This is a genomic window from Streptomyces sp. RB17, assembly GCF_009604455.1.
GTDB lineage: Bacteria > Actinomycetota > Actinomycetes > Streptomycetales > Streptomycetaceae > Streptomyces.
On sequence record NZ_WEGL01000009.1, the window covers coordinates 207,449 to 225,988 of the forward strand.

At 71.1% G+C, this 18,540-nt stretch carries 17 protein-coding genes; 13 read left to right on the top strand and 4 right to left on the bottom strand.

Features of this window, described 5'->3' with window-relative positions; all coding sequences use genetic code 11:
• Positions 1-77: 77 nt before the first annotated feature.
• The 6 genes from SRB17_RS34780 to SRB17_RS34805 all read left to right on the top strand — a co-directional run bounded on the left by SRB17_RS34780 (position 78) and on the right by SRB17_RS34805 (position 7,844).
• On the top strand, positions 78-2,885 hold the full coding sequence (locus tag SRB17_RS34780) for a DEAD/DEAH box helicase (protein WP_153544479.1): 2,808 nt from the start codon (positions 78-80) through the stop codon (positions 2,883-2,885).
• Between the two features lie 337 nt (positions 2,886-3,222).
• A complete protein-coding gene (locus SRB17_RS34785) occupies positions 3,223-4,890 on the top strand; it encodes an ATP-binding protein (RefSeq protein WP_153544481.1) in 1,668 nt (555 codons plus the stop codon).
• Positions 4,887-5,291 carry a roadblock/LC7 domain-containing protein gene (locus SRB17_RS34790; RefSeq protein WP_323376722.1) on the top strand — a complete coding sequence of 135 codons (405 nt, stop codon included), beginning with the start codon at positions 4,887-4,889 and terminating at the stop codon, positions 5,289-5,291. The genes SRB17_RS34785 and SRB17_RS34790 overlap by 4 nt, the downstream gene beginning before the upstream one ends.
• Complete coding sequence (locus SRB17_RS34795; protein WP_153544483.1) at positions 5,288-5,710, top strand: DUF742 domain-containing protein; 423 nt, start codon at positions 5,288-5,290, stop codon at positions 5,708-5,710. The genes SRB17_RS34790 and SRB17_RS34795 overlap by 4 nt, the downstream gene beginning before the upstream one ends.
• The gene (locus SRB17_RS34800) at positions 5,691-6,311 is read left to right on the top strand and encodes a GTP-binding protein (RefSeq protein WP_153544485.1); all 621 of its coding nucleotides are present in this window, start codon (positions 5,691-5,693) and stop codon (positions 6,309-6,311) included. Before SRB17_RS34795 ends, SRB17_RS34800 begins: the two co-directional genes overlap by 20 nt.
• 45 nt (positions 6,312-6,356) lie before the next feature.
• The gene (locus SRB17_RS34805; protein WP_323376723.1) at positions 6,357-7,844 is read left to right on the top strand and encodes a cytochrome P450; all 1,488 of its coding nucleotides are present in this window, start codon (positions 6,357-6,359) and stop codon (positions 7,842-7,844) included.
• Here SRB17_RS34805 and SRB17_RS34810 read toward each other — a convergent pair.
• Positions 7,822-8,829: an RluA family pseudouridine synthase gene (locus tag SRB17_RS34810; RefSeq protein WP_153544487.1), complete on the bottom strand. Its 1,008-nt coding sequence runs from the start codon at positions 8,827-8,829 to the stop codon at positions 7,822-7,824. The genes SRB17_RS34805 and SRB17_RS34810 overlap by 23 nt on opposite strands.
• Before the next feature lie 65 nt (positions 8,830-8,894).
• On the opposite strand from SRB17_RS34810, the gene SRB17_RS34815 reads away from it, so the two are divergent.
• The 5 genes from SRB17_RS34815 to SRB17_RS34835 all read left to right on the top strand — a co-directional run bounded on the left by SRB17_RS34815 (position 8,895) and on the right by SRB17_RS34835 (position 13,132).
• Positions 8,895-9,476 carry a GNAT family N-acetyltransferase gene (locus SRB17_RS34815; protein WP_153544489.1) on the top strand — a complete coding sequence of 194 codons (582 nt, stop codon included), beginning with the start codon at positions 8,895-8,897 and terminating at the stop codon, positions 9,474-9,476.
• 111 nt (positions 9,477-9,587) lie between these two features.
• A complete protein-coding gene (locus SRB17_RS34820; protein ID WP_153544491.1) occupies positions 9,588-10,211 on the top strand; it encodes a PadR family transcriptional regulator in 624 nt (207 codons plus the stop codon).
• 172 nt (positions 10,212-10,383) lie between these two features.
• Positions 10,384-11,391: an ATP-binding cassette domain-containing protein gene (locus SRB17_RS34825; protein WP_153544493.1), complete on the top strand. Its 1,008-nt coding sequence runs from the start codon at positions 10,384-10,386 to the stop codon at positions 11,389-11,391.
• A complete protein-coding gene (locus tag SRB17_RS34830; protein ID WP_153544495.1) occupies positions 11,388-12,164 on the top strand; it encodes an ABC transporter permease in 777 nt (258 codons plus the stop codon). The genes SRB17_RS34825 and SRB17_RS34830 overlap by 4 nt, the downstream gene beginning before the upstream one ends.
• Before the next feature lie 35 nt (positions 12,165-12,199).
• Positions 12,200-13,132, top strand: coding sequence for a 5'-nucleotidase (locus SRB17_RS34835; RefSeq protein ID WP_153544497.1), 933 nt, complete (start codon positions 12,200-12,202; stop codon positions 13,130-13,132).
• Between the two features lie 14 nt (positions 13,133-13,146).
• On the opposite strand, the gene SRB17_RS34840 is transcribed toward SRB17_RS34835, so the two are convergent.
• From SRB17_RS34840 to SRB17_RS34850, 3 genes are all read right to left on the bottom strand, one after another.
• The gene (locus SRB17_RS34840; protein WP_153544499.1) at positions 13,147-13,992 is read right to left on the bottom strand and encodes a siderophore-interacting protein; all 846 of its coding nucleotides are present in this window, start codon (positions 13,990-13,992) and stop codon (positions 13,147-13,149) included.
• 112 nt (positions 13,993-14,104) lie between these two features.
• Positions 14,105-15,034, bottom strand: a complete 930-nt coding sequence (locus SRB17_RS34845) for a 5'-3' exonuclease (RefSeq protein WP_323376725.1) — start codon at positions 15,032-15,034, stop codon at positions 14,105-14,107.
• Positions 15,035-15,063: 29 nt separating this feature from the next.
• Positions 15,064-15,420, bottom strand: coding sequence for a hypothetical protein (locus tag SRB17_RS34850; protein WP_416237117.1), 357 nt, complete (start codon positions 15,418-15,420; stop codon positions 15,064-15,066).
• 127 nt (positions 15,421-15,547) lie between these two features.
• On the opposite strand from SRB17_RS34850, the gene SRB17_RS34855 reads away from it, so the two are divergent.
• Both SRB17_RS34855 and SRB17_RS34860 read left to right on the top strand, forming a co-directional pair.
• Positions 15,548-16,624: a glycine betaine/L-proline ABC transporter ATP-binding protein gene (locus SRB17_RS34855; protein WP_323376729.1), complete on the top strand. Its 1,077-nt coding sequence runs from the start codon at positions 15,548-15,550 to the stop codon at positions 16,622-16,624.
• A complete protein-coding gene (locus SRB17_RS34860) occupies positions 16,617-18,434 on the top strand; it encodes an ABC transporter permease/substrate binding protein (RefSeq protein WP_323376730.1) in 1,818 nt (605 codons plus the stop codon). The genes SRB17_RS34855 and SRB17_RS34860 overlap by 8 nt, the downstream gene beginning before the upstream one ends.
• Positions 18,435-18,540: the final 106 nt, after the last annotated feature.

An 18,540-nucleotide genomic window follows, 5' to 3' on the forward strand; every position in this document is an offset into this window, starting at 1 on the left:
CCGCCGTTGTCGCTCGGACCACGTTCCGCATAAAGATCGTCCTGTTGTCAGTGGGGCCCGGTACGCTCGAAAGCACGATGACAGAGGACCTCTCTCCGGCCGAGCGGTACGCGGCAGCCCGCAGGCGGGCAGCCGAGCAGGCCACCGCGCTCGCGTCCTTCCGCGAGATGTACGACTTCGGCCTCGACCCCTTCCAGATCGAGGCCTGCCAGGCACTCGAGGCGGGGAAGGGCGTGCTGGTGGCCGCGCCCACCGGCTCGGGCAAGACGATCGTGGGCGAGTTCGCCGTCCACCTCGCCCTCCAGCAGGGCAAGAAGTGCTTCTACACGACACCCATCAAGGCGCTGTCGAACCAGAAGTACGCCGACCTGTGCCGCCGTTACGGCACCGGCAAGGTCGGCCTCCTCACCGGCGACAACAGCGTGAACTCCGAGGCGCCGGTGGTCGTGATGACCACCGAGGTCCTGCGGAACATGCTCTACGCCGGCTCCCAGACCCTCCTCGGCCTCGGCCATGTGGTCATGGACGAGGTCCACTACCTCTCCGACCGCTTCCGCGGCGCCGTCTGGGAAGAGGTGATCATCCACCTGCCCGAGTCGGTGACCCTGGTGTCACTGTCCGCGACCGTGTCCAACGCCGAGGAGTTCGGTGACTGGCTGGACACAGTCCGTGGCGACACCGAGGTGATCGTCTCCGAGCACCGGCCGGTGCCGCTGTTCCAGCACGTCCTGGCCGGGCGGAGGATGTACGACCTGTTCGAGGAGGGGGAGGGCCACAAGAAGGCCGTCAACCCCGACCTCACCCGCCTCGCCCGCATGGAGGCGACCAGGCCGTCGTACCAGGACCGCAGACGCGGCCGCGCGATGCGCGAGGCCGACCGGGAGCGGGAGCGCAGACAGCGCTCGCGCGTGTGGACACCGGGCCGGCCCGAGGTCATCGAGCGCCTCGACTCCGAGGGCCTGCTCCCGGCCATCACGTTCATCTTCAGCCGCGCCGCCTGCGAGGCAGCCGTCCAGCAGTGCCTGTACGCGGGCCTGAGGCTGAACGACGAGGAAGCACGGGACCGGGTCCGCGCCCTGGTCGAGGAGCGCACCGCGCACATCGCGCCGGAGGATCTGCATGTCCTCGGCTACTACGAGTGGCTGGAGGGCCTGGAGCGCGGCATCGCCGCCCACCACGCGGGCATGCTGCCGACCTTCAAGGAGGTCGTCGAGGAACTGTTCGTGCGCGGCCTGGTCAAGGCGGTGTTCGCGACCGAGACCCTCGCGCTCGGCATCAACATGCCCGCCCGCTCGGTGGTGCTGGAGAAGCTCGTCAAGTGGAACGGCGAGCAGCACGCCGACATCACCCCGGGCGAGTACACGCAGCTGACCGGCCGCGCCGGCCGCCGGGGCATCGACATCGAGGGCCACGCGGTCGTGCTGTGGCAGCGCGGCATGAGCCCCGAGCACCTGGCCGGTCTCGCGGGCACGCGCACGTATCCGCTGCGCTCCAGCTTCAAGCCGTCGTACAACATGGCGGTCAACCTGGTCGACCAGTTCGGCCGGCACCGCTCGCGCGAGCTGCTGGAGACCTCCTTCGCACAGTTCCAGGCCGACAAGTCGGTCGTCGGGATCTCCCGCCAGGTGCAGCGCAACGAGGAGGGCCTGGCCGGCTACAGGGCCTCCATGACCTGCCACCTCGGCGACTTCGAGGAGTACGCGCGGCTGCGCCGCGAGCTGAAGGACCGGGAGACCGAGCTGGCCCGGCAGGGCGCCGACCAGCGGCGCGCCGAGGCCGCCGGCTCCCTGGAGCGGCTCAGGCCGGGCGACGTCATCGACGTCCCCACGGGCAAGTACGCCGGCCTGGCCCTGGTGCTGGACCCCGGCCTGCCCGCGGGCCGCTCCAACGGCCACCGCGGCTTCGACCACCACGACGGTCCGCGCCCGCTGGTGCTGACCGCCGAACGGCAGGTCAAGCGGCTGGCGTCGATGGACTTCCCGGTGCCGGTCGAGCCGCTGGACCGGATGCGGATCCCGAAGTCCTTCAACCCGCGCTCCCCGCAGTCCCGCAGGGACCTCGCCTCCGCGCTGCGCACCAAGGCCGGGCACATCCCGCCGGAGCGGGCCCGCAAGAAGCGCTCACAGGCCGCCGACGACCGCGAGATCGCCCGACTGCGCACCGCGATCCGCGCGCATCCCTGCCACGGGTGCAACGACCGCGAGGACCACGCCCGTTGGGCCGAGCGCTACCACCGGCTGCTGCGCGACACCTCGCAGTTGGAGCGCCGCATCGAGGGGCGTACGAACACCATCGCCCGGACCTTCGACCGGATCGTGGCCCTGCTGACCGAGCTGGACTACCTGCGTGGCGACGAGGTCACCGAGCACGGCAAGCGCCTGGCCCGGCTGTACGGCGAACTGGACCTGCTGGCCAGTGAATGCCTGCGCGAGCGGGTCTGGGAGGGGCTCAGCCCGGCCGAACTCGCCGCCTGCGTCTCGGCGCTGGTGTACGAGGCACGGGTCGGCGACGACGCGCTGGCGCCCAAGCTGCCCTCGGGCAAGGCGAAGGCCGCGCTCGGTGAGATGGTCCGGATCTGGGGCCGGCTGGACGCTCTGGAGGAGGACTTCCGGATCAACCAGACCGAGGGCGTCGGACAGCGTGAGCCGGACCTCGGCTTCGCCTGGGCCGCGTACATGTGGGCCTCGGGCAAGGGGCTCGACGAGGTGCTGCTCGAGGCGGACATGCCGGCGGGCGACTTCGTGCGGTGGTGCAAGCAGGTGATCGACGTCCTGGGGCAGCTCTCGGCGGCGGCTCCCGCGGAGGGCTCGACCGTGGCGAAGACCGCGCGCAAGGCCGTGGAGCAGTTGCTGCGGGGGGTTGTCGCCTACTCGTCGGTGGGGTGACCTGCGCCCGCCGGGTGCCGAAGGGGGGCCGTTTCGGCCCCCCTTTCACTTATCACGGTGAGTCACTTTCGCACGCCCGTGCATCGTGACCGAACGTGTTCGAATTGAAGCTGAGCGTGCAAATGGAGCCGAGGGTACTCCTGCCGCACAGGGGATTTCAGGTGCTTGCCGAATATGACACGGCGATGATCCGGTCGGACTAAGCTCGCCCGCGGCGCACCGAGTTGAGATGAATTCGTGCGTCTGTTCCCAAACATGCGATAGATCCCCACAGTTCCATGAACCTTCCCCCCGAAACCTCCCCCGACACCCAGCCGACTCATCCCAGAAGGCATCCATGGTGAGTGTTCAGAAGCCGCCCGGTGGCCGTGAACGTCCTTACGCGCGAGTGCTGTTGCCGCCGGCCATAGTGATGGTCGCCGCGACCGGTGCGGCCGTCGCCCTGGGGCCGGCGTCGGCCCGGATCGCCGTCGGCGTGGTCGGGGCCGTGGCCCTGCTGCTGGTCCTCGTCACCGGCGCGGAGGCCGCCCGCCGCGGCCGCAGGCTCCGCGAGGAACAGGCCGAGCACGCCCGTCACACCGCGTATCTGGAGCACCGGCTCGCCGCCCACGACGATCTGATCGGGCGGTTCGCGAGCGACATCATCCCCCACGGCCATCTGCGGCTGCGGGCCGGAGAACCGCTGCGGGACGTGATGGTCAACGGCTACGACATCGACCCCGAACTGCGCAGCCTGCCCGACTCCTACCGGGAGATGTACCGCGCCGCGATGCGCGGAGCCGAGCGCGAGATCACCATGCGCGACGCCACCGAGGGCTCCTTCGTGAGCATCGCCCGCCGCGTCCAGGCCATCGTCCACCAGCAGTCCAACGAACTGCGGGAGATGGAGGAGGACCACGGCCGCAACCCCGAGGTCTTCGACGACCTGCTGCGCATCGACCACGGCACCTCGCTGATCGGCCGTCTCGCCGACACCATCTCCGTCCTCGGCGGCGGCCGCCCCGGCCGCCAGTGGCCGCTGCCGGTCTCCCTCTACAGCACGCTGCGCGGTGCCATGTCGCGCATCCTGGAGTACCGCCGCATCCAGCTGAACTCCATCGTCAACATCAACATCAAGGGCACCTCCGTCGAGCCGGTCATCCACGCCGCCGCCGAGCTCTTCGACAACGCCACCCGCTACTCGCCGCCCACGGCCAAGGTGCACGTCACCGCCACCGAGGTGCAGGCCGGCATCGCCATCGAGATCGAGGACGCCGGCGTCAGCCTCACCGAGGAGTCCCGCGCCCGCATCGAGAAGATGATCGAGGACGCCAAGAACCTCGACGACGCGCACAACCTCGGCGAGAACCCGCGCCTCGGCCTCGCCGTCGTCGGCCGCCTGTGCAAGATGTTCGACATGGAGGTCTCGCTGCGGGCCTCCGCCTACGGCGGCTGCCGCGCGATCCTCGTCGTGCCGCGCGTGATGACGACCACCGAGCCCGGTGTCGGCGCCGCCCACGGCATCGGCGCCACCGGCACGCCGATTCCCGCGCTCGGCGCGGTCGAAGGCCCCAAGCGCCCGCCGAAGCGGCGCCGCCCCACCAGCCCCAAGATCCCGGCCGGGATCTCCATGGAGGACGACGTCCCGGTGGTCACCGAGTGGACGGCGGGCGGCCTGCCGCAGCGCCGCAGCCGGATGAAGACCCCGATCAGCCAGCGCTTCGCCGAGCAGGCCGAGGTCGAGCAGGCCGAGCGTGAGGGCAGGCCGAGCATCTGGTCGCAGCCCCAGCCCGAGCCGGAGCCCGAGATGGACCCCGTGCGCAAGAAGCTCATGGAGCGGCCGATCGGCCAGGGGATCGAGGACTTCTGGAACGGCCTGCGCAAGGGCATGCCCGAAGGCGCCACCGGTCCCGAACTGACCGACTTCACGAGGCACCCGGAAAAGTACGTGCACCTGCTCAACGACTATGCGGACGAGCCCGTCGAGGGCACCACCGAGGCCGACGACGAGGGGGACCTCAAGTGATCCAGCAGCGAGGCAACATCGACTGGATGCTCAAGCAGCTCAACGACGGCGTGCCGGGCATCGAGATGATCGTGGTCCTCTCCGCGGACGGACTGCGCATCGCCCGTTACGGCGGCGACCCCGACGCCTGCGACCGGGTGGCCGCCGCCTGCGCGGGCGTACAGAGCCTGGCCGGCGCCATCATCAAGGAGCTCCCCGGCGCCGGCGACATGCAGGTCGTCGTCTTCGAGATCGACGGCGGCTACTTCTACCTCATGAACGCCGGCGACAACGCCTACCTCGCCGTGCTCGCCGACGTCACCTGCGAGCCGGGCCGGATGAGCGGCATGATGCGTGACCTCGTCGTCCGGATCGGCGCCCATCTCACGAGTCCGCCCCGGCGGAACGGGCAGAGCGTATGACTCCTCCACAACGTAAACGGCGCGAGCCGAAGCCCCCGCCGCCCCCACGGCCGAAGCCGGCGGCGCCCCAGCCGGCGGACGGCGAGGCCGAGCCCAAGATCCCCGAACGGCTGTACACCGTCGCCGGATCCGAGGACGGCGCACGCGCCGAACTCGACCTCGTGACGTTGATCGTGGCGCGCGACGCGCCCCAGATGGCCGCCTCACCGGAGCAGGCCGCCGTCCTGCGGCTGTGTGCCAACCCCCTGTCCGTGGCCGAGCTCTCGGCCTATCTGAACCTGCCGTTCAGCGCGATGACCGTCCTGATCACCGAGCTGATCACGGCCGAACTGGTGCAGGTGCGCGCCCCGGTCGTCCGCCGGGCGCTCCCCGACCGGTCAATCCTCGAAGCGGTGATGCATGGACTTCAACGGCTCTGACACCATCCCCGGACCACGCACCGAGGATCATCTGCCGCACACGGCCGAGACCGCGGTGAAGATCGTGATCGTGGGCGGCTTCGGTGTCGGCAAGACGACCATGGTCGGTTCCGTCAGCGACATCAGGCCGCTGACCACCGAGGAGACCATGACCCAGGCCGGCATCGGCGTGGACGACAACTACGGCTCCGAGTCCAAGACGGCCACCACCGTGGCCATGGACTTCGGCCGCATCAGCATCACCGACAAGCTGGTGCTCTACCTCTTCGGCACCCCCGGCCAGGAGCGCTTCTGGTTCCTGTGGAACGGGCTGTTCGAGGGCGCGCTCGGCGCGGTCGTCCTCATCGACACCCGGCGTCTGGAGGTCAGCTTCGACGTCATGGGCCGGCTGGAGGAGCGCGGCGTGCCCTTCGTCGTCGCCGTCAACTCCTTCCCGGACGCGCCCCGTTACCCGGTCGACGAACTGCGCACCGCGCTCGACCTGACCCCTGACATCCCGATCATCGACTGCGACGTACGACGCCGGGCCTCCAGCAAGGACGTGCTGATGACGCTGATGCGCTTCCTGCACTCGATCGCCCTGTCCCGCGTCCTCACCTGATTCCGCCGCCGACCGACCCCCACCCTTTCGTTCCGGAGCGACACCGTGACGTCTGAATCCTCGTCCCTGACCGACACAGACCCCACCCCCGGACCGCCGCCGGGCTGCCCCGCGCACCGCCTGGGCCCCGGTGGACTGCACCGGCTCTACGGCCCCGACGCGGAGGACCTGGGCAGCCTCTACGAGCGGCTGCGGGAGCAGCACGGCGTCGTGGCACCCGTGCTGCTGCACGACGACGTACCGATGTGGGTGGTCCTCGGGCACGCCGAGAACCAGCACCTGGTGCGCAGCCCCTCCGTGTACACCCGCGACAGCCGGATCTGGACCCCGCTGGTGGAGGGCATGGTCAAGCCCGACCACCCGCTGATGCCGCACATCGCCTGGCAGCCGATCTGCTCGCACGCCGAGGGCGACGAGCACCAGCGGCTGCGCGCGGCGGTCACCGCGGCCATGGCCACCATCGACCACCGCACGCTGCGCCGTCACATCGGCCGGCACACCCAGGGCCTGGTCAACAGCTTCTGCGAAAGCGGCCGGGCCGACCTGGTCTCCCAGTTCGCCGAGCATCTGCCGATGGCCGTCATGTGCGAGATCCTCGGCATGCCCGAGGAGTACAACGACCGCATGGTGCAGGCCGCCCGGGACGCCCTCAAGGGCACCGAGACGGCCATCCAGAGCCATGCCTACGTCATGGACGCGCTGAGCCGGCTCACCATTCGGCGCCGCGCCCGGCCCGAGGAGGACTTCACCAGTCGCCTCATCACCCACCCGGCCGGTCTCGGTGACGACGAGGTCCGCGAACATCTGCGGCTCGTCCTGTTCGCGGCCTACGAGGCCACCGCGAACCTCCTCGCCAACGCGCTGCGCATGGTCCTCACCGAGCCGGGCTTCCGCGCCCAGCTCAGCGGCGGCCAGATGACCGTGCCGGAGGCGATCGAGCAGTCCCTGTGGGACGAGCCGCCGTTCAGCACCGTCTTCGGCTACTACGCCAAGCAGGACACCGAGCTGGGCGGGCAGCGCATCCGCAAGGGCGACGGCCTGCTCTTCGCGCCCGCGCCGGGCAACCTCGACCCGCGCATCCGCCCCGACCTGTCCGCGAGCATGCAGGGCAACCGCTCCCACCTCGCCTTCGGCGGCGGCCCGCACGAGTGCCCCGGCCAGGACATCGGCCGCGCCATCGCCGACGTCGGCGTCGATGCGCTGCTGATCCGGCTGTCCGACATCCAGCTCGACTGCCCGGAGGAGGAGTTGCGCTGGCGTGCGTCCATCGCCTCCCGGCACCTGGTGGCCCTGCCCGTGCGCTTCGAGCCGAAGCCACAGCAGGACGTCAACGTCCCGCCCAGCCCCGTGCCCGTGCCCCCGCAGCGCACCTGGCCGGCCCCCGCGCCGCAATCCGGCCGGCCTGCGGCCGTCCCACCCCGCCCCGACATTCCCCGTCCCGCCGTGCCCGAGCCCTACCCCATGGCTCCGGAGCCGGCGGCGCGCACCCGGGGCATCTGGCGGCGGCTGCTCAACTGGTGGCGGGGCGAGTGACCGGCGTATCGCCGGGTCGGACAGAGTCCGCGTCCCTTCGCGGCCCGGCCCAGCTGCCGTAGGACTCCCAGGCCTGGAGCACGCGCTCGCTCAGGAACGTGTGCTCCGCGCCGGTGACCGGATCGGTGAACTCCAGCCGGCGTGCGAGCAGTTGCAGTGGGCGCCGGAAGTCGCCGGCCGGCACCGGGGCGGTCACCTCCGGATACAGCGGGTCGCCGAGGATGGGCACGCCGAGCGCGTTCAGGTGCACCCGCAGCTGATGGGTCTGCCCGGTCGCCGGGACCAGCCGGTACCGGGCCAGCCCGCCCCGGTGCGCGCTGAGCTCCACGTACGTCTCGGCGTTCGGCTCGCCCTCGGCCTCCCGGGCCGCGTGCACCCCGCGCTCCTTCACGATCCGGCTGCGCACGGTCCGGGGCAGGGCCAGCGAGGGGTCGTACGGCGCGATCGCCTCGTACTCCTTGCGCACCCGCCGGTCCCGGAACAGCGTCTGATACGCCCCGCGCTCCTCGGGCCGCACGGTGAACAGCACCAGCCCCGCCGTCAGCCGGTCCAGGCGGTGCGCGGCGGTCAGCGTCGGGACGTCCAGCTCGCGCCGCAGCCGGGCCAGCGCGGTCTCGGCCACATGGCTGCCGCGCGGGGTCGTGGCGAGGAAGTGCGGCTTGTCGGCGACGACGATGTGCGCGTCGCGATGGATGACGTCCACCGGGAACGGCACCGGCACCTCGGCGGGCAGCTCGCGGTGGAACCACACGAACATCCCCGGCTCGTACGGCGCGTCCGGCGCCACCGCGCGTCCGTCGGCGCCGACGATCAGCCCGGAGTCGAACATCGACTCGACCATCCCGGGTGTGGCCCCCGTCAGCCGCTCCACCAGATGCTCGCGCACGGTGGCCCATGTCCCGCCGTGCGGCAGCCGCACCCGTACGGGGTCGACCCCGTCGCGCTGGGGGAGCGGGGCGGGCGGGGGTGGCGTACGGCGTCTCATCGGGGTCAAGGGTACGAGGCGGAAATCGGTGGGTCGCCGGCCGCGCGGGCGGCAGGATGTCGATCATGCCGTATCTCACCAGCCCGGTCGTGCCGGCCGGCACCCTCGCCCGTGTCCCTCAGCCCAGCCTCCCCACCGACGACGGTCTGCTGCTGCGCCCCTGGCAGGTGACGGACGCGCCCGCGGTGCACGCCGCATTCCAGGACCCGTTGATGCACCAGTGGCACATCCGGGGCGCCGACTCCGAGGAGGAGGTCGCCGGCTGGATCACCCAGTGGCGCAGCGGCTGGAAGGACGAGCGAGAGGGCCAGTGGGCCGTCGTGGACGCGGACACCGGCGCACTGCTGGGCCGGGTCGCGCTGCGGCAGATCCTGCTCGGCGAGGGCTGCGCCGAGGTCGCGTACTGGACGGTGGCACGCGCGCGTGGTCGCGGTGTGGCGGTCCGGGCCACCACCACGCTGTCCCGCTGGGCGTTCGACGAGGTCGGCCTGCACCGGCTCGAACTCTCGCACGCCATCGCCAACGAGGCCTCCTGCCGCGTGGCCGTCAAGGCCGGCTTCGCCGCCGAGGGCACCAGGCGCAGCGCCCTGCTCCACCCCGACGGCTGGCACGACATGCACCTCCACGCGCGCGTGCGGGGCGACTGACCCGGCGCAGGACCGGCCGTTCATACGCGATACATCGTAAGTGTTGACCCTCACGAGTGGACGCGATATGTTCGTGTGCGGATATTCGGAAGCGAGGTGATCGTCGTGGCCATGAAGCGTCGCAAGCTCGGCAATCCGCTGGCGCTCGCGGTGATGGCGACCCTCTGGCAGAAGCCCATGCACCCGTACGAGATCGCCCAGACCCTGCGCCGCCAGGGCAAGGACACCAGCACGAAGATCAAGTACGGCTCGCTCTACACGGTCGTGCAGAACTTGGAGAAGCACGGCTTCGTCGAGGTGACCGACGTCGAGCGGGAGGGCAACCGCCCCGAGCGCACGGTGTACGGGCTGACCGGCACCGGGCGTGAGGAACTGACCGAGTGGCTGTCGGACCTCATCGCCGTCCCGGTGAAGGAGTACCCGATCTTCGAGACGGCCCTGTCGCTCATGGGTGCCCTGCACCCGGACGATGTGGCGCGGCTCCTTCAGGAGCGGCTCACCGCCCTGGAGATCCAGGTGGCGAGCGGCAGGGGAGCGCTGGAGAAGCTGTACGAGACGCTGCCGCGGCTCTTCCTCGTCGAGACCGAGTACCAGCTGCACATGACCGAGGCGCAGGCCGAGTGGGTCCGCGGCCTCCTGGCCGAGATCGAGGAGGGCACGCTGCCGAGGGTCGACGACTGGCGGCGCTTCCATGAGGCCGGGGAGCTGCCACCGGACATCGCCGCGACCACCTGAGAGAGAAACACGACCCCGGCGGGGCTGTTGCAGCAGCTTCGCCGGGGTCTCGAACCCCGAAACGGATCCGCCGTGCGGCGGCTCCGGGCCATCGAGGTGCGGCACACCCAGGATAGCCCGGCGCTCTTCACGTGGATCTTCCGTCCTTCGCACCCGCAGGAGAGCAGACGCCATGAACACCCGTGCGCCCGCAGTGGAGGCGCGCCGGCTCGTCAAGACCTATCCCGGTGACGTCACCGCCCTGAACGGCATGGACATCACCGTGGCACCGGGCACCGTCTTCGGACTCCTCGGCCCCAACGGCGCCGGCAAGTCCACCACCGTCAAGATCCTCACCACCCTCGCCCGCCCCGACTCCGGTACCGCGACGGTCGCCGGGCACGACGTGCTGCGCCACCCCGACCGGGTGCGCCGCGCGATCGGCGTGGTCGCCCAGCAGTCCGGCGCCGACCCGGTCGCGACCGGCCGGGAGAACCTGCAACTGCAGGGCCGCCTCTATGGATTGAGCGGTACGGCACTGAGCCGCCGGGTGGACGAGCTGCTGGAGCGGTTCACCCTCGCCGACGCCGCCCGCCGGCCGGTCAAGGGCTACTCGGGCGGCATGCGGCGCCGGCTGGACGTCGCCCTCGGGCTGGTGCACCGGCCCGAGGTGCTCTTCCTGGACGAGCCGACCACCGGCCTCGACCCGGAGGCGCGCACCGCGATGTGGGAGGAGATCGGCCGGCTGGCCGGCGAGGAGGGGCTGACGATCCTGCTCACCACCCACTACCTGGAGGAGGCCGACCGGCTCGCCGAGCGCATCGCGATCGTCGACCGCGGCCGGATCGTGGTCGAGGGCACCCCCGACGCCCTCAAGGGCGAACTGCGCGGCGACGCCGTCCACCTGGAGCTGGTCGAGCCGGTCGGGGAAGCCGGCCGCACACTGATCGTCGGCGCCCTGGCCGCGCTGCCCGGGGTGCACGAGGCGCTGTGCGAGGGCCGCCGGATCAGCGTCCGCACCGACGACGGAGCGGCCACGGTGCCCGCCCTGCTCGCCGCGCTGGACGGGGCCGGGGTCACCGTCTCCTCGGCCACCGTCGCCCGGCCCTCGCTGGACGACGTCTATCTGCGCCACGCGGGCCGCCGGTACGCGGAGGCGGAGGCCGAGACCGGCGCCGTGCTCGCCGGAGGTGTGCGATGAGCGAGGCGATCACCCAGACCTGGTACATGACGCATCGTCAACTGCGCGTGTTCGCGCGGCAGCCCGCCTACGCGGTCATCACCCTGATCCAGCCGGTGATCTGGCTGTTCCTGTTCGGCAACCTCTTCAAGAAGGTCGTCGAGCTGGGTGGTTTCGGCACCACCTCCTACCTGGACTACCTGGTGCCGGGCGTGGTCGTGATGAGCGCGCTCAGCTCCAACATGTGGGCCGGCATGGGCACATTGGAGGAGATCCAGCGCGGCACCCTCGACCGGTTCCTGACCACCCCGGTCAGCAGGGCCGCGCTGATGAACGGCAACGTCGTCAACAACGGCCTGGTCACGGCGTTCCAGTCGGTGGTCATCGTGCTGCTCGGCCTGCTCGGCGGCGCGGACTACCCCGGCGGCGTCGGCGGCATCACGATCCTCGTGCTGGCCGCCGTCCTGCTCGGCACCGTCTTCGGGGCACTGTCCAACGCGCTCGGCATGCTGGTGCGCGAGCGGGAGTCGATCATCGGCATCAACACCTTCCTGCTGCTGCCGCTGACCTTCCTGTCCAGCGCCTTCATGGCACCCTCGCAGATGCCCGGCTGGATGCGGCACATCGCCGACTTCAACCCGCTCAACTGGGCCATGGTGGCGGGCCGTTCCGCGATGTCCGGGCATCCCGACTGGGGCGACGTCCTCAGCCGCGGCGGCGCGCTGCTCGCGCTGGCGATCGCGGCGGTGTGGCTGTCGATCCGCACCTTCCGCTCCTACCAGCGGTCGGTGTGAACGCGAACGCGGTGTCCGGTGTGAAGATGTAGGGCATGCCGCCCTACGACCTCGCGAACCGGCTCGTCGTCGGTGTCGCCTCCAGCGCCCTGTTCGATCTGCGGGAGTCGGACGCGGTCTTCCGCGAACAGGGCGAGGAGGCCTACCGGGCCTACCAGGAAGAGCATGTGGACGACACGCTCCGGCCCGGGGTCGCGTTCGCGTTCATCCGCAGGCTGCTGTCGCTGAACGACCTCGGCGAGCCGGGAGACCCGCTCGTCGAGGTCATCATCCTCTCCCGCAACGACCCCGACACCGGCCTGCGCGTCATGCGGTCGATCGAGGCCCATGAACTGCCCGTGACCCGGGCCGTGTTCATGCAGGGAAGGTCGCCGTACACCTTCATGACCGCGCTCAACATGTCCCTGTTCCTGTCCGCGAACGGCGACGACGTGCGCGAGGCGGTCGCGGCCGGCCTGCCGGCCGGGCATGTGCTCGGATCGTCGTACGCCGACGACCCGGCCGACCCGGAGCTGCGGATCGCGTTCGACTTCGACGGGGTGCTCGCCGGCGATGCCGCCGAGCAGGTGTACCAGTCCGGCGGCCTGGCGGAGTTCCGCGCGCACGAGACCCGTAACGCGGCGACCCCGCACGACCCGGGACCGCTGCGGGACTTCCTCGCAGGGGTGAACCGGATACAGCGCCGGGAGGAGGAACGGCGCAGGACCGACCCGGACTACCCGAGCCGGGTCCACGTCTGCATCGTGACCGCGCGCGCCGCACCGGCGCACGAGAGGGCCGTGCGGAGCCTGAAGCAGTGGGGCGTGACGGTCAACGGCGCCTTCTTCCTCGGCGGCATCGAGAAGGGCGCGGTCATGAAGGTGCTCAAGCCCCACATCTTCTTCGACGACCAGGTGACACACCTGCAGAGCACGTCCCGGACCACACCGAGCGTGCACATCCCGTTCGGCAAGATCAACGAGAGCTGAGCGGGGGGCCGCGCTCAGGCGGCCGCCGCGCCGCTCTCCTGCTCGGCCTCGATACGGGCGTTCCACTCCCGCTTGGAGGCCTGCCAGCCGTCCTCGTCGTGCCCCTGGCGCCAGTAGCCGGAGATCGACAGGTCCTCGCGCGGGATGTCCAGCTCGACCCGCAGCAGCCGGCGCAGCTCCTTCACGAAGCCCGCCTCTCCGTGCACGAACGCGTGCACCCGGCCCTCGGGGAACTCGAGGGCGCGTACGGCCTCCAGCAGCGCCTCACCGACCGGGCGGTCCCCGCGGTGCAGCCAGACGACCTTCACTTCGGAGTCGATCTTCTGCTGCTCCTCCGGCCCGGACACCTCCACGAAGGCATGGGCGCGGGCGCCGGCGGGCAGCTCCTCCAGGGACCGTGCGATCGCGGGCAGCGCGCTCTCGTCACCGGCGAGCAGATGCCAGTCGGCCGCGGGGTCGGGGGCGTAGGCGCCGCCCGGGCCCATGAAGTGCACGATCTCGCCCGGCCGCACGCGGCATGCCCACGGGCCGGCCAGGCCCTCGTCGCCATGGACGACGAAGTCCAGGGTCAGCTCGCGGTGTTCGGGATTCCAGGCGCGCACGGTGTAGGTCCGGGTCACCGGCCACTGCTCGCGGGGGAGTTCCGCGCGGATCCGCTCCAGGTCGAAGGGTTCCGGGTAGGTCACGCCGCCGGGGCCGAAGAGCAGCTTCACATAGTGGTCGGTGCAGGTGTCCGCCGCGAAGTCGGCCAGGCCCGCGCCGCCGAGCACCACCCGCTGCATGTGCGGGGTCAGTCGCTCGGTGCGCACCACATGGGCGGTGCGGGTCCTGCGCGGCTTTCGTACCGGACGCTCTGCCATCACGGCCTCCTGCAAGATGGTTAGGTTTACCTAAGTTAGCATCTCGCCCTGCGGTCACACCTCACTCCCGGACATCGGCGGAGAGCCCTTTGCCGGAATATTCCGGTCGCGGTCACCCCACTCCCGCGGTGAGCGTCGTCAGCAGCCGCTGCAGGGAGCCGCCGAGCCCCCACCGCCTGGCGAGCTCCTCCAGCGCCACCGGGTCCCGCGGGGCCTGCGGCAGGGCCGTGTCGACGTCCGGCAGCGGTACGTCGTCCGCCACCCGCACCACCTTCGGCGCGACCGCGACATACGGGCCGGCCTCGGTGAGCCGCTTGCGCTGCGACGGCGTGAGCCTGGCCTCGGGGTCGTCGACCGCCGTCATGATCCCGGCCAGGTCGCCGAACTCGGCGAGCAGCTTGGCGGCCGTCTTCTCGCCGATCCCGGCCACGCCGGGCAGTCCGTCGCTCGGGTCGCCGCGCAGCAGCGCCAGATCCGCGTACCCCCGCCCGTCGACCCCATACTTCTCGCGCAGCACCGCCTCGTCGGTCAGCTGCAGGGTGCCGACGCCCTTCAGCGGATACAGCACCCGGATCCCGCGCGCGTCGTCCACCAGCTGGTACAGGTCGCGGTCGCCGGTGACGATGTCCACCGGGCCCGTGGCGCGCGCGGTGAACGTGCCGATCACGTCGTCCGCCTCGTAGCCCGCCACGCCGACCCGGGCGATGCCGAGCGCGTACAGCACGTCCTCGATGACCGGCACCTGCGGGGAGAGGGTGTCCGGCACCTCCTCCACGTCCGGTGCGTCCTCGTGCTCCTCGGCCACCCGGTGCGCCTTGTAGGTGGGGATGAGGTCCACCCGCCACTGCGGCCGCCAGTCGGCGTCCATACAGGCCACCAGGTGCTGCGGCCGGTGGTCCCTGACCAGCCGGTCGATGAAGTCCAGCAGTCCGCGCACGGCGTTCACCGGCGTGCCGTCCGGAGCCCTCACGGAGTCCGGGACGCCGAAGTAGGCGCGGAAGTACAGCGATGCGGTGTCGAGCAGCATGAGTCGTCCGGTCACGCTCGCATCATGCCGCACCGCACCGACAGTCACCCGGCCGACGACATCAGCCACCTCCAGCGCGGCTGCTCCGTGCGAAGCGTCGCGGCGGCCAGCAGGGTCACGGGCACGGCGGCCCAGGCCGGCCACAGCCACCACGCGGAGACCACCGCGGCCACGAGCTGCAGGAGCACGAACACGACGGTGACCCAGCCCGGGACGGGCACGACCACCTTGTTCTTGTCGCCCGGAGTGGCGAAGACCGCCGGCCCACCGATGAGCACCACCAGCGACAGCACGGCCGCCGGCCAGGAGTACCGGGCCAGGGCCCAGGGCGTGGCCACCCACGCGACGAGCTCCGTGGCGAAACGGAACACGGACGGGACTCTGTCGTCGGGTCGCTCCACCGTCGCCCCCTCAACCGCGGTAGGCGGGCATCGTAGACCCGGCTGTGAGGTGAACCACTTAAAAGTTTGACCATCTCGATCCCGGGGAGGCGCCGTCACTGTCCTGTCCCCGAGACGAGAGGTACGCGTGCACCCCAGGCTTGAGGCCGAGCATCTGTTCAAGGTGTTCGGCAGACGACCGGAACAAGCGGTGGAACGCCTGCGGCAGGGCGCAGACCGGAAGGAGCTGCGCGCCGACGGTACGACCGCCGCCGTGATCGACGCCTCCTTCCGGGTCGAGGCGGGTGAGATCTTCGTCGTCATGGGCCTGTCCGGCTCCGGCAAGTCCACCCTGCTGCGCATGCTCAACGGCCTGCTGGCGCCGACCGCGGGCAGCGTCCGCTTCGACGGCCAGGATCTGACCGCGCTCACCGCCCGCGGGCTGCGCGAGCTGCGCTCGAAGAAGATCAGCATGGTGTTCCAGCACTTCGCGCTGTTCCCGCACCGCAGCGTCCGCGACAACGCCGCCTACGGCCTGGAAGTGCAGGGCGTGCCCCGCGCCGAGCGCGAACGCCGCGCCGACGAGGCGCTCGCCCTGTGCGGCCTGGCCGGCTGGGAGGGCTCCTGGCCCGACGAGCTGTCCGGCGGCATGCAGCAGCGCGTCGGCCTCGCCCGCGCCCTCGCCACCGACGCCGACCTGCTCCTGATGGACGAGTCCTTCAGCGCCCTGGACCCGCTGATCCGCCGCGACATGCAGGACCAGCTCCTGGAACTGCAGAAGACCCTGAAGAAGACCATCGTCTTCATCACCCACGACCTCAACGAGGCCATGCGCCTCGGCGACCGCATCGCCGTCATGCGTGACGGCCGCATCGTGCAGACCGGCACCGCCGAGGACATCCTGCTGCGCCCCGCGAACGACTACGTCGCCTCCTTCATCCAGGACGTCGACCGCTCGCGCGTGCTGACGGCGGGCGCCCTCATGGACACCTCGGTCACGGGCGAGGCCCCGCTGTGCGGCTGCGAGACCGCGACCCGCGAGACCCCGTTCACGCAGCTGTGCGCGATCAGCGCCCGGCTGTCGCACCGGGTCTCCGTCGTGGACGAGGCGAACCGAGTCGTCGGTGTCGTTCCCCGGCAGCGGCTGGTCGGCTTCCTCGGCGACGAGACGGACGGTCCCGCGCCCTGCGACAACCCGGACGGGAAGGTGGTCGGCCGTGCCTAGGATCCACCTCGGCGACTGGGTCGACTCCGGCGTCAACTGGCTGGTCGACCACCTCTCCTGGCTCTTCGACGCCGTCAAGGCCGTCATGGAGGGCATGTACAACGGCATCGACGCCGTCCTCGGCGCGCCCCAGCCGCTGCTGATGGCCGGCATCCTCGCCGTCATCGCCTGGTGGCTGCGCGGCCTGCTCGCCGGCGTCCTCGCCTTCGCCGGATTCGCGCTGGTCGACTCGCTCGACCTGTGGGACCAGGCCATGTCCACGCTCGCCCTGGTCCTGGTGGCGACCCTGATCGCGCTGGCGATCTCCCTGCCGCTGGGCATCTGGGCGGCCCGCTCCAAGGCGGTCAGCGCGGCCGTACGACCCGCCCTGGACCTGCTCCAGACGATGCCGTCGATGGTCCTGCTGATTCCGGCCATGCTGTTCTTCGGCCTGGGCACCGCCGCCGGCGTGGTCGCCACCCTGATCTTCGCGCTCGCCCCCGGCGTCCGCATGACCGAGCTGGGCATCCGCCAGGTCGACGCCGAACTCGTGGAGGCCGCCGAGGCGTTCGGCACCGCCCCGCGCGACATCCTCTGGCGCGTTCAGCTGCCGCTCGCCCTGCCGACGATCATGGCCGGCGTCAACCAGGTCATCATGCTGGGCCTGTCCATGGTCGTCATCGCGGGCATGGTCGGCACCGGCGGCCTCGGCGGCGCCGTCAACGAGGCCATCGGCCAGCTCGACATCGGCTACGGCTTCGAGGCGGGCGTCGGCATCGTCGTCCTCGCCATCTACCTGGACCGCATCACCGGCGCCCTCGGCACCCAGCTGTCCCCGCTGGGCCGCAGGGCCGCCGCCAAGGCGCCCACGCGCGCGTGGGCGTACCGGCCGCGCCCGGCCGTCGCGGTCGTCGGCGTGGTCGTGCTCGCGCTCGTCGCGGGCGGCATGGGCATCTTCGGCTCGCCCACCGGTACCACCTCCGAGGCCTCCGGCACCGACGTCGGCAAGGGCAAGGAGATCCGGATCGGCTACATCCCCTGGGACGAGGGCGTCGCCTCGACCTTCCTCTGGAAGGAGCTCCTGGAGGAACGCGGCTTCAAGGTCACCACCACCCAGTACGCGGCCGGCCCCCTCTACACCGGCCTCGCCACCGGCCAGCTCGACTTCGAGACCGACTCCTGGCTGCCCACCACCCACGCCGAGTACTGGAAGAAGTACGGCAAGCAGCTCGACGACCTCGGGTCGTGGTACGGCCGGACCTCCCTGGAGCTGACCGTCCCCTCCTATGTGAAGGACGTCGACTCCCTGGCGGACCTGAAGGACCACGCCTCCGAGTTCGGCGGGAAGATCGTCGGCATCGAGCCCAGCGCGGGCGAGATGGGCCTGCTCAAGAGCAAGGTCCTCAAGGCGTACGGCCTCGACGGCACCTACCAGGTCATCGACGGCTCCACCCCGGCCATGCTCGCCGAGCTCAAGCGCGCCTACGCCAGGAAGCAACCGGTCGTCGTCACCCTGTGGTCCCCGCACTGGGCCTACAGCGACTACGGCCTGAAGAAGCTCAAGGACCCCAAGGGCGCCTGGGGCAGCGGTGACGGCGTGCACACCCTGGCCCGCAAGGGCTTCGCCCAGGACAACCCGCAGGTCGGCCGCTGGCTGAAGGACTTCTCCATGACCGAGAAGCAGCTCACGGGCCTGGAGGCGCAGATCCAGAAGGCCGGCAAGGGCAAGGAGCAGGACGCCGTACGCGCCTGGCTGCGGGGGAACCCCGGCCTGGTCGACAGGTGGGCCCCGGTCGCCGGGAAGGACGCCAAGAGCCGGGCCGCCGAGTGAGCCGAGAGCCTGGCGGCCGGGTGACCTGACGACTGACCCGGACCGCCACCCGAGGGGCGGGCACCGCCGGACGCCGCCGAGCGTCCGGCGCGGCCCGCCCTTCGCG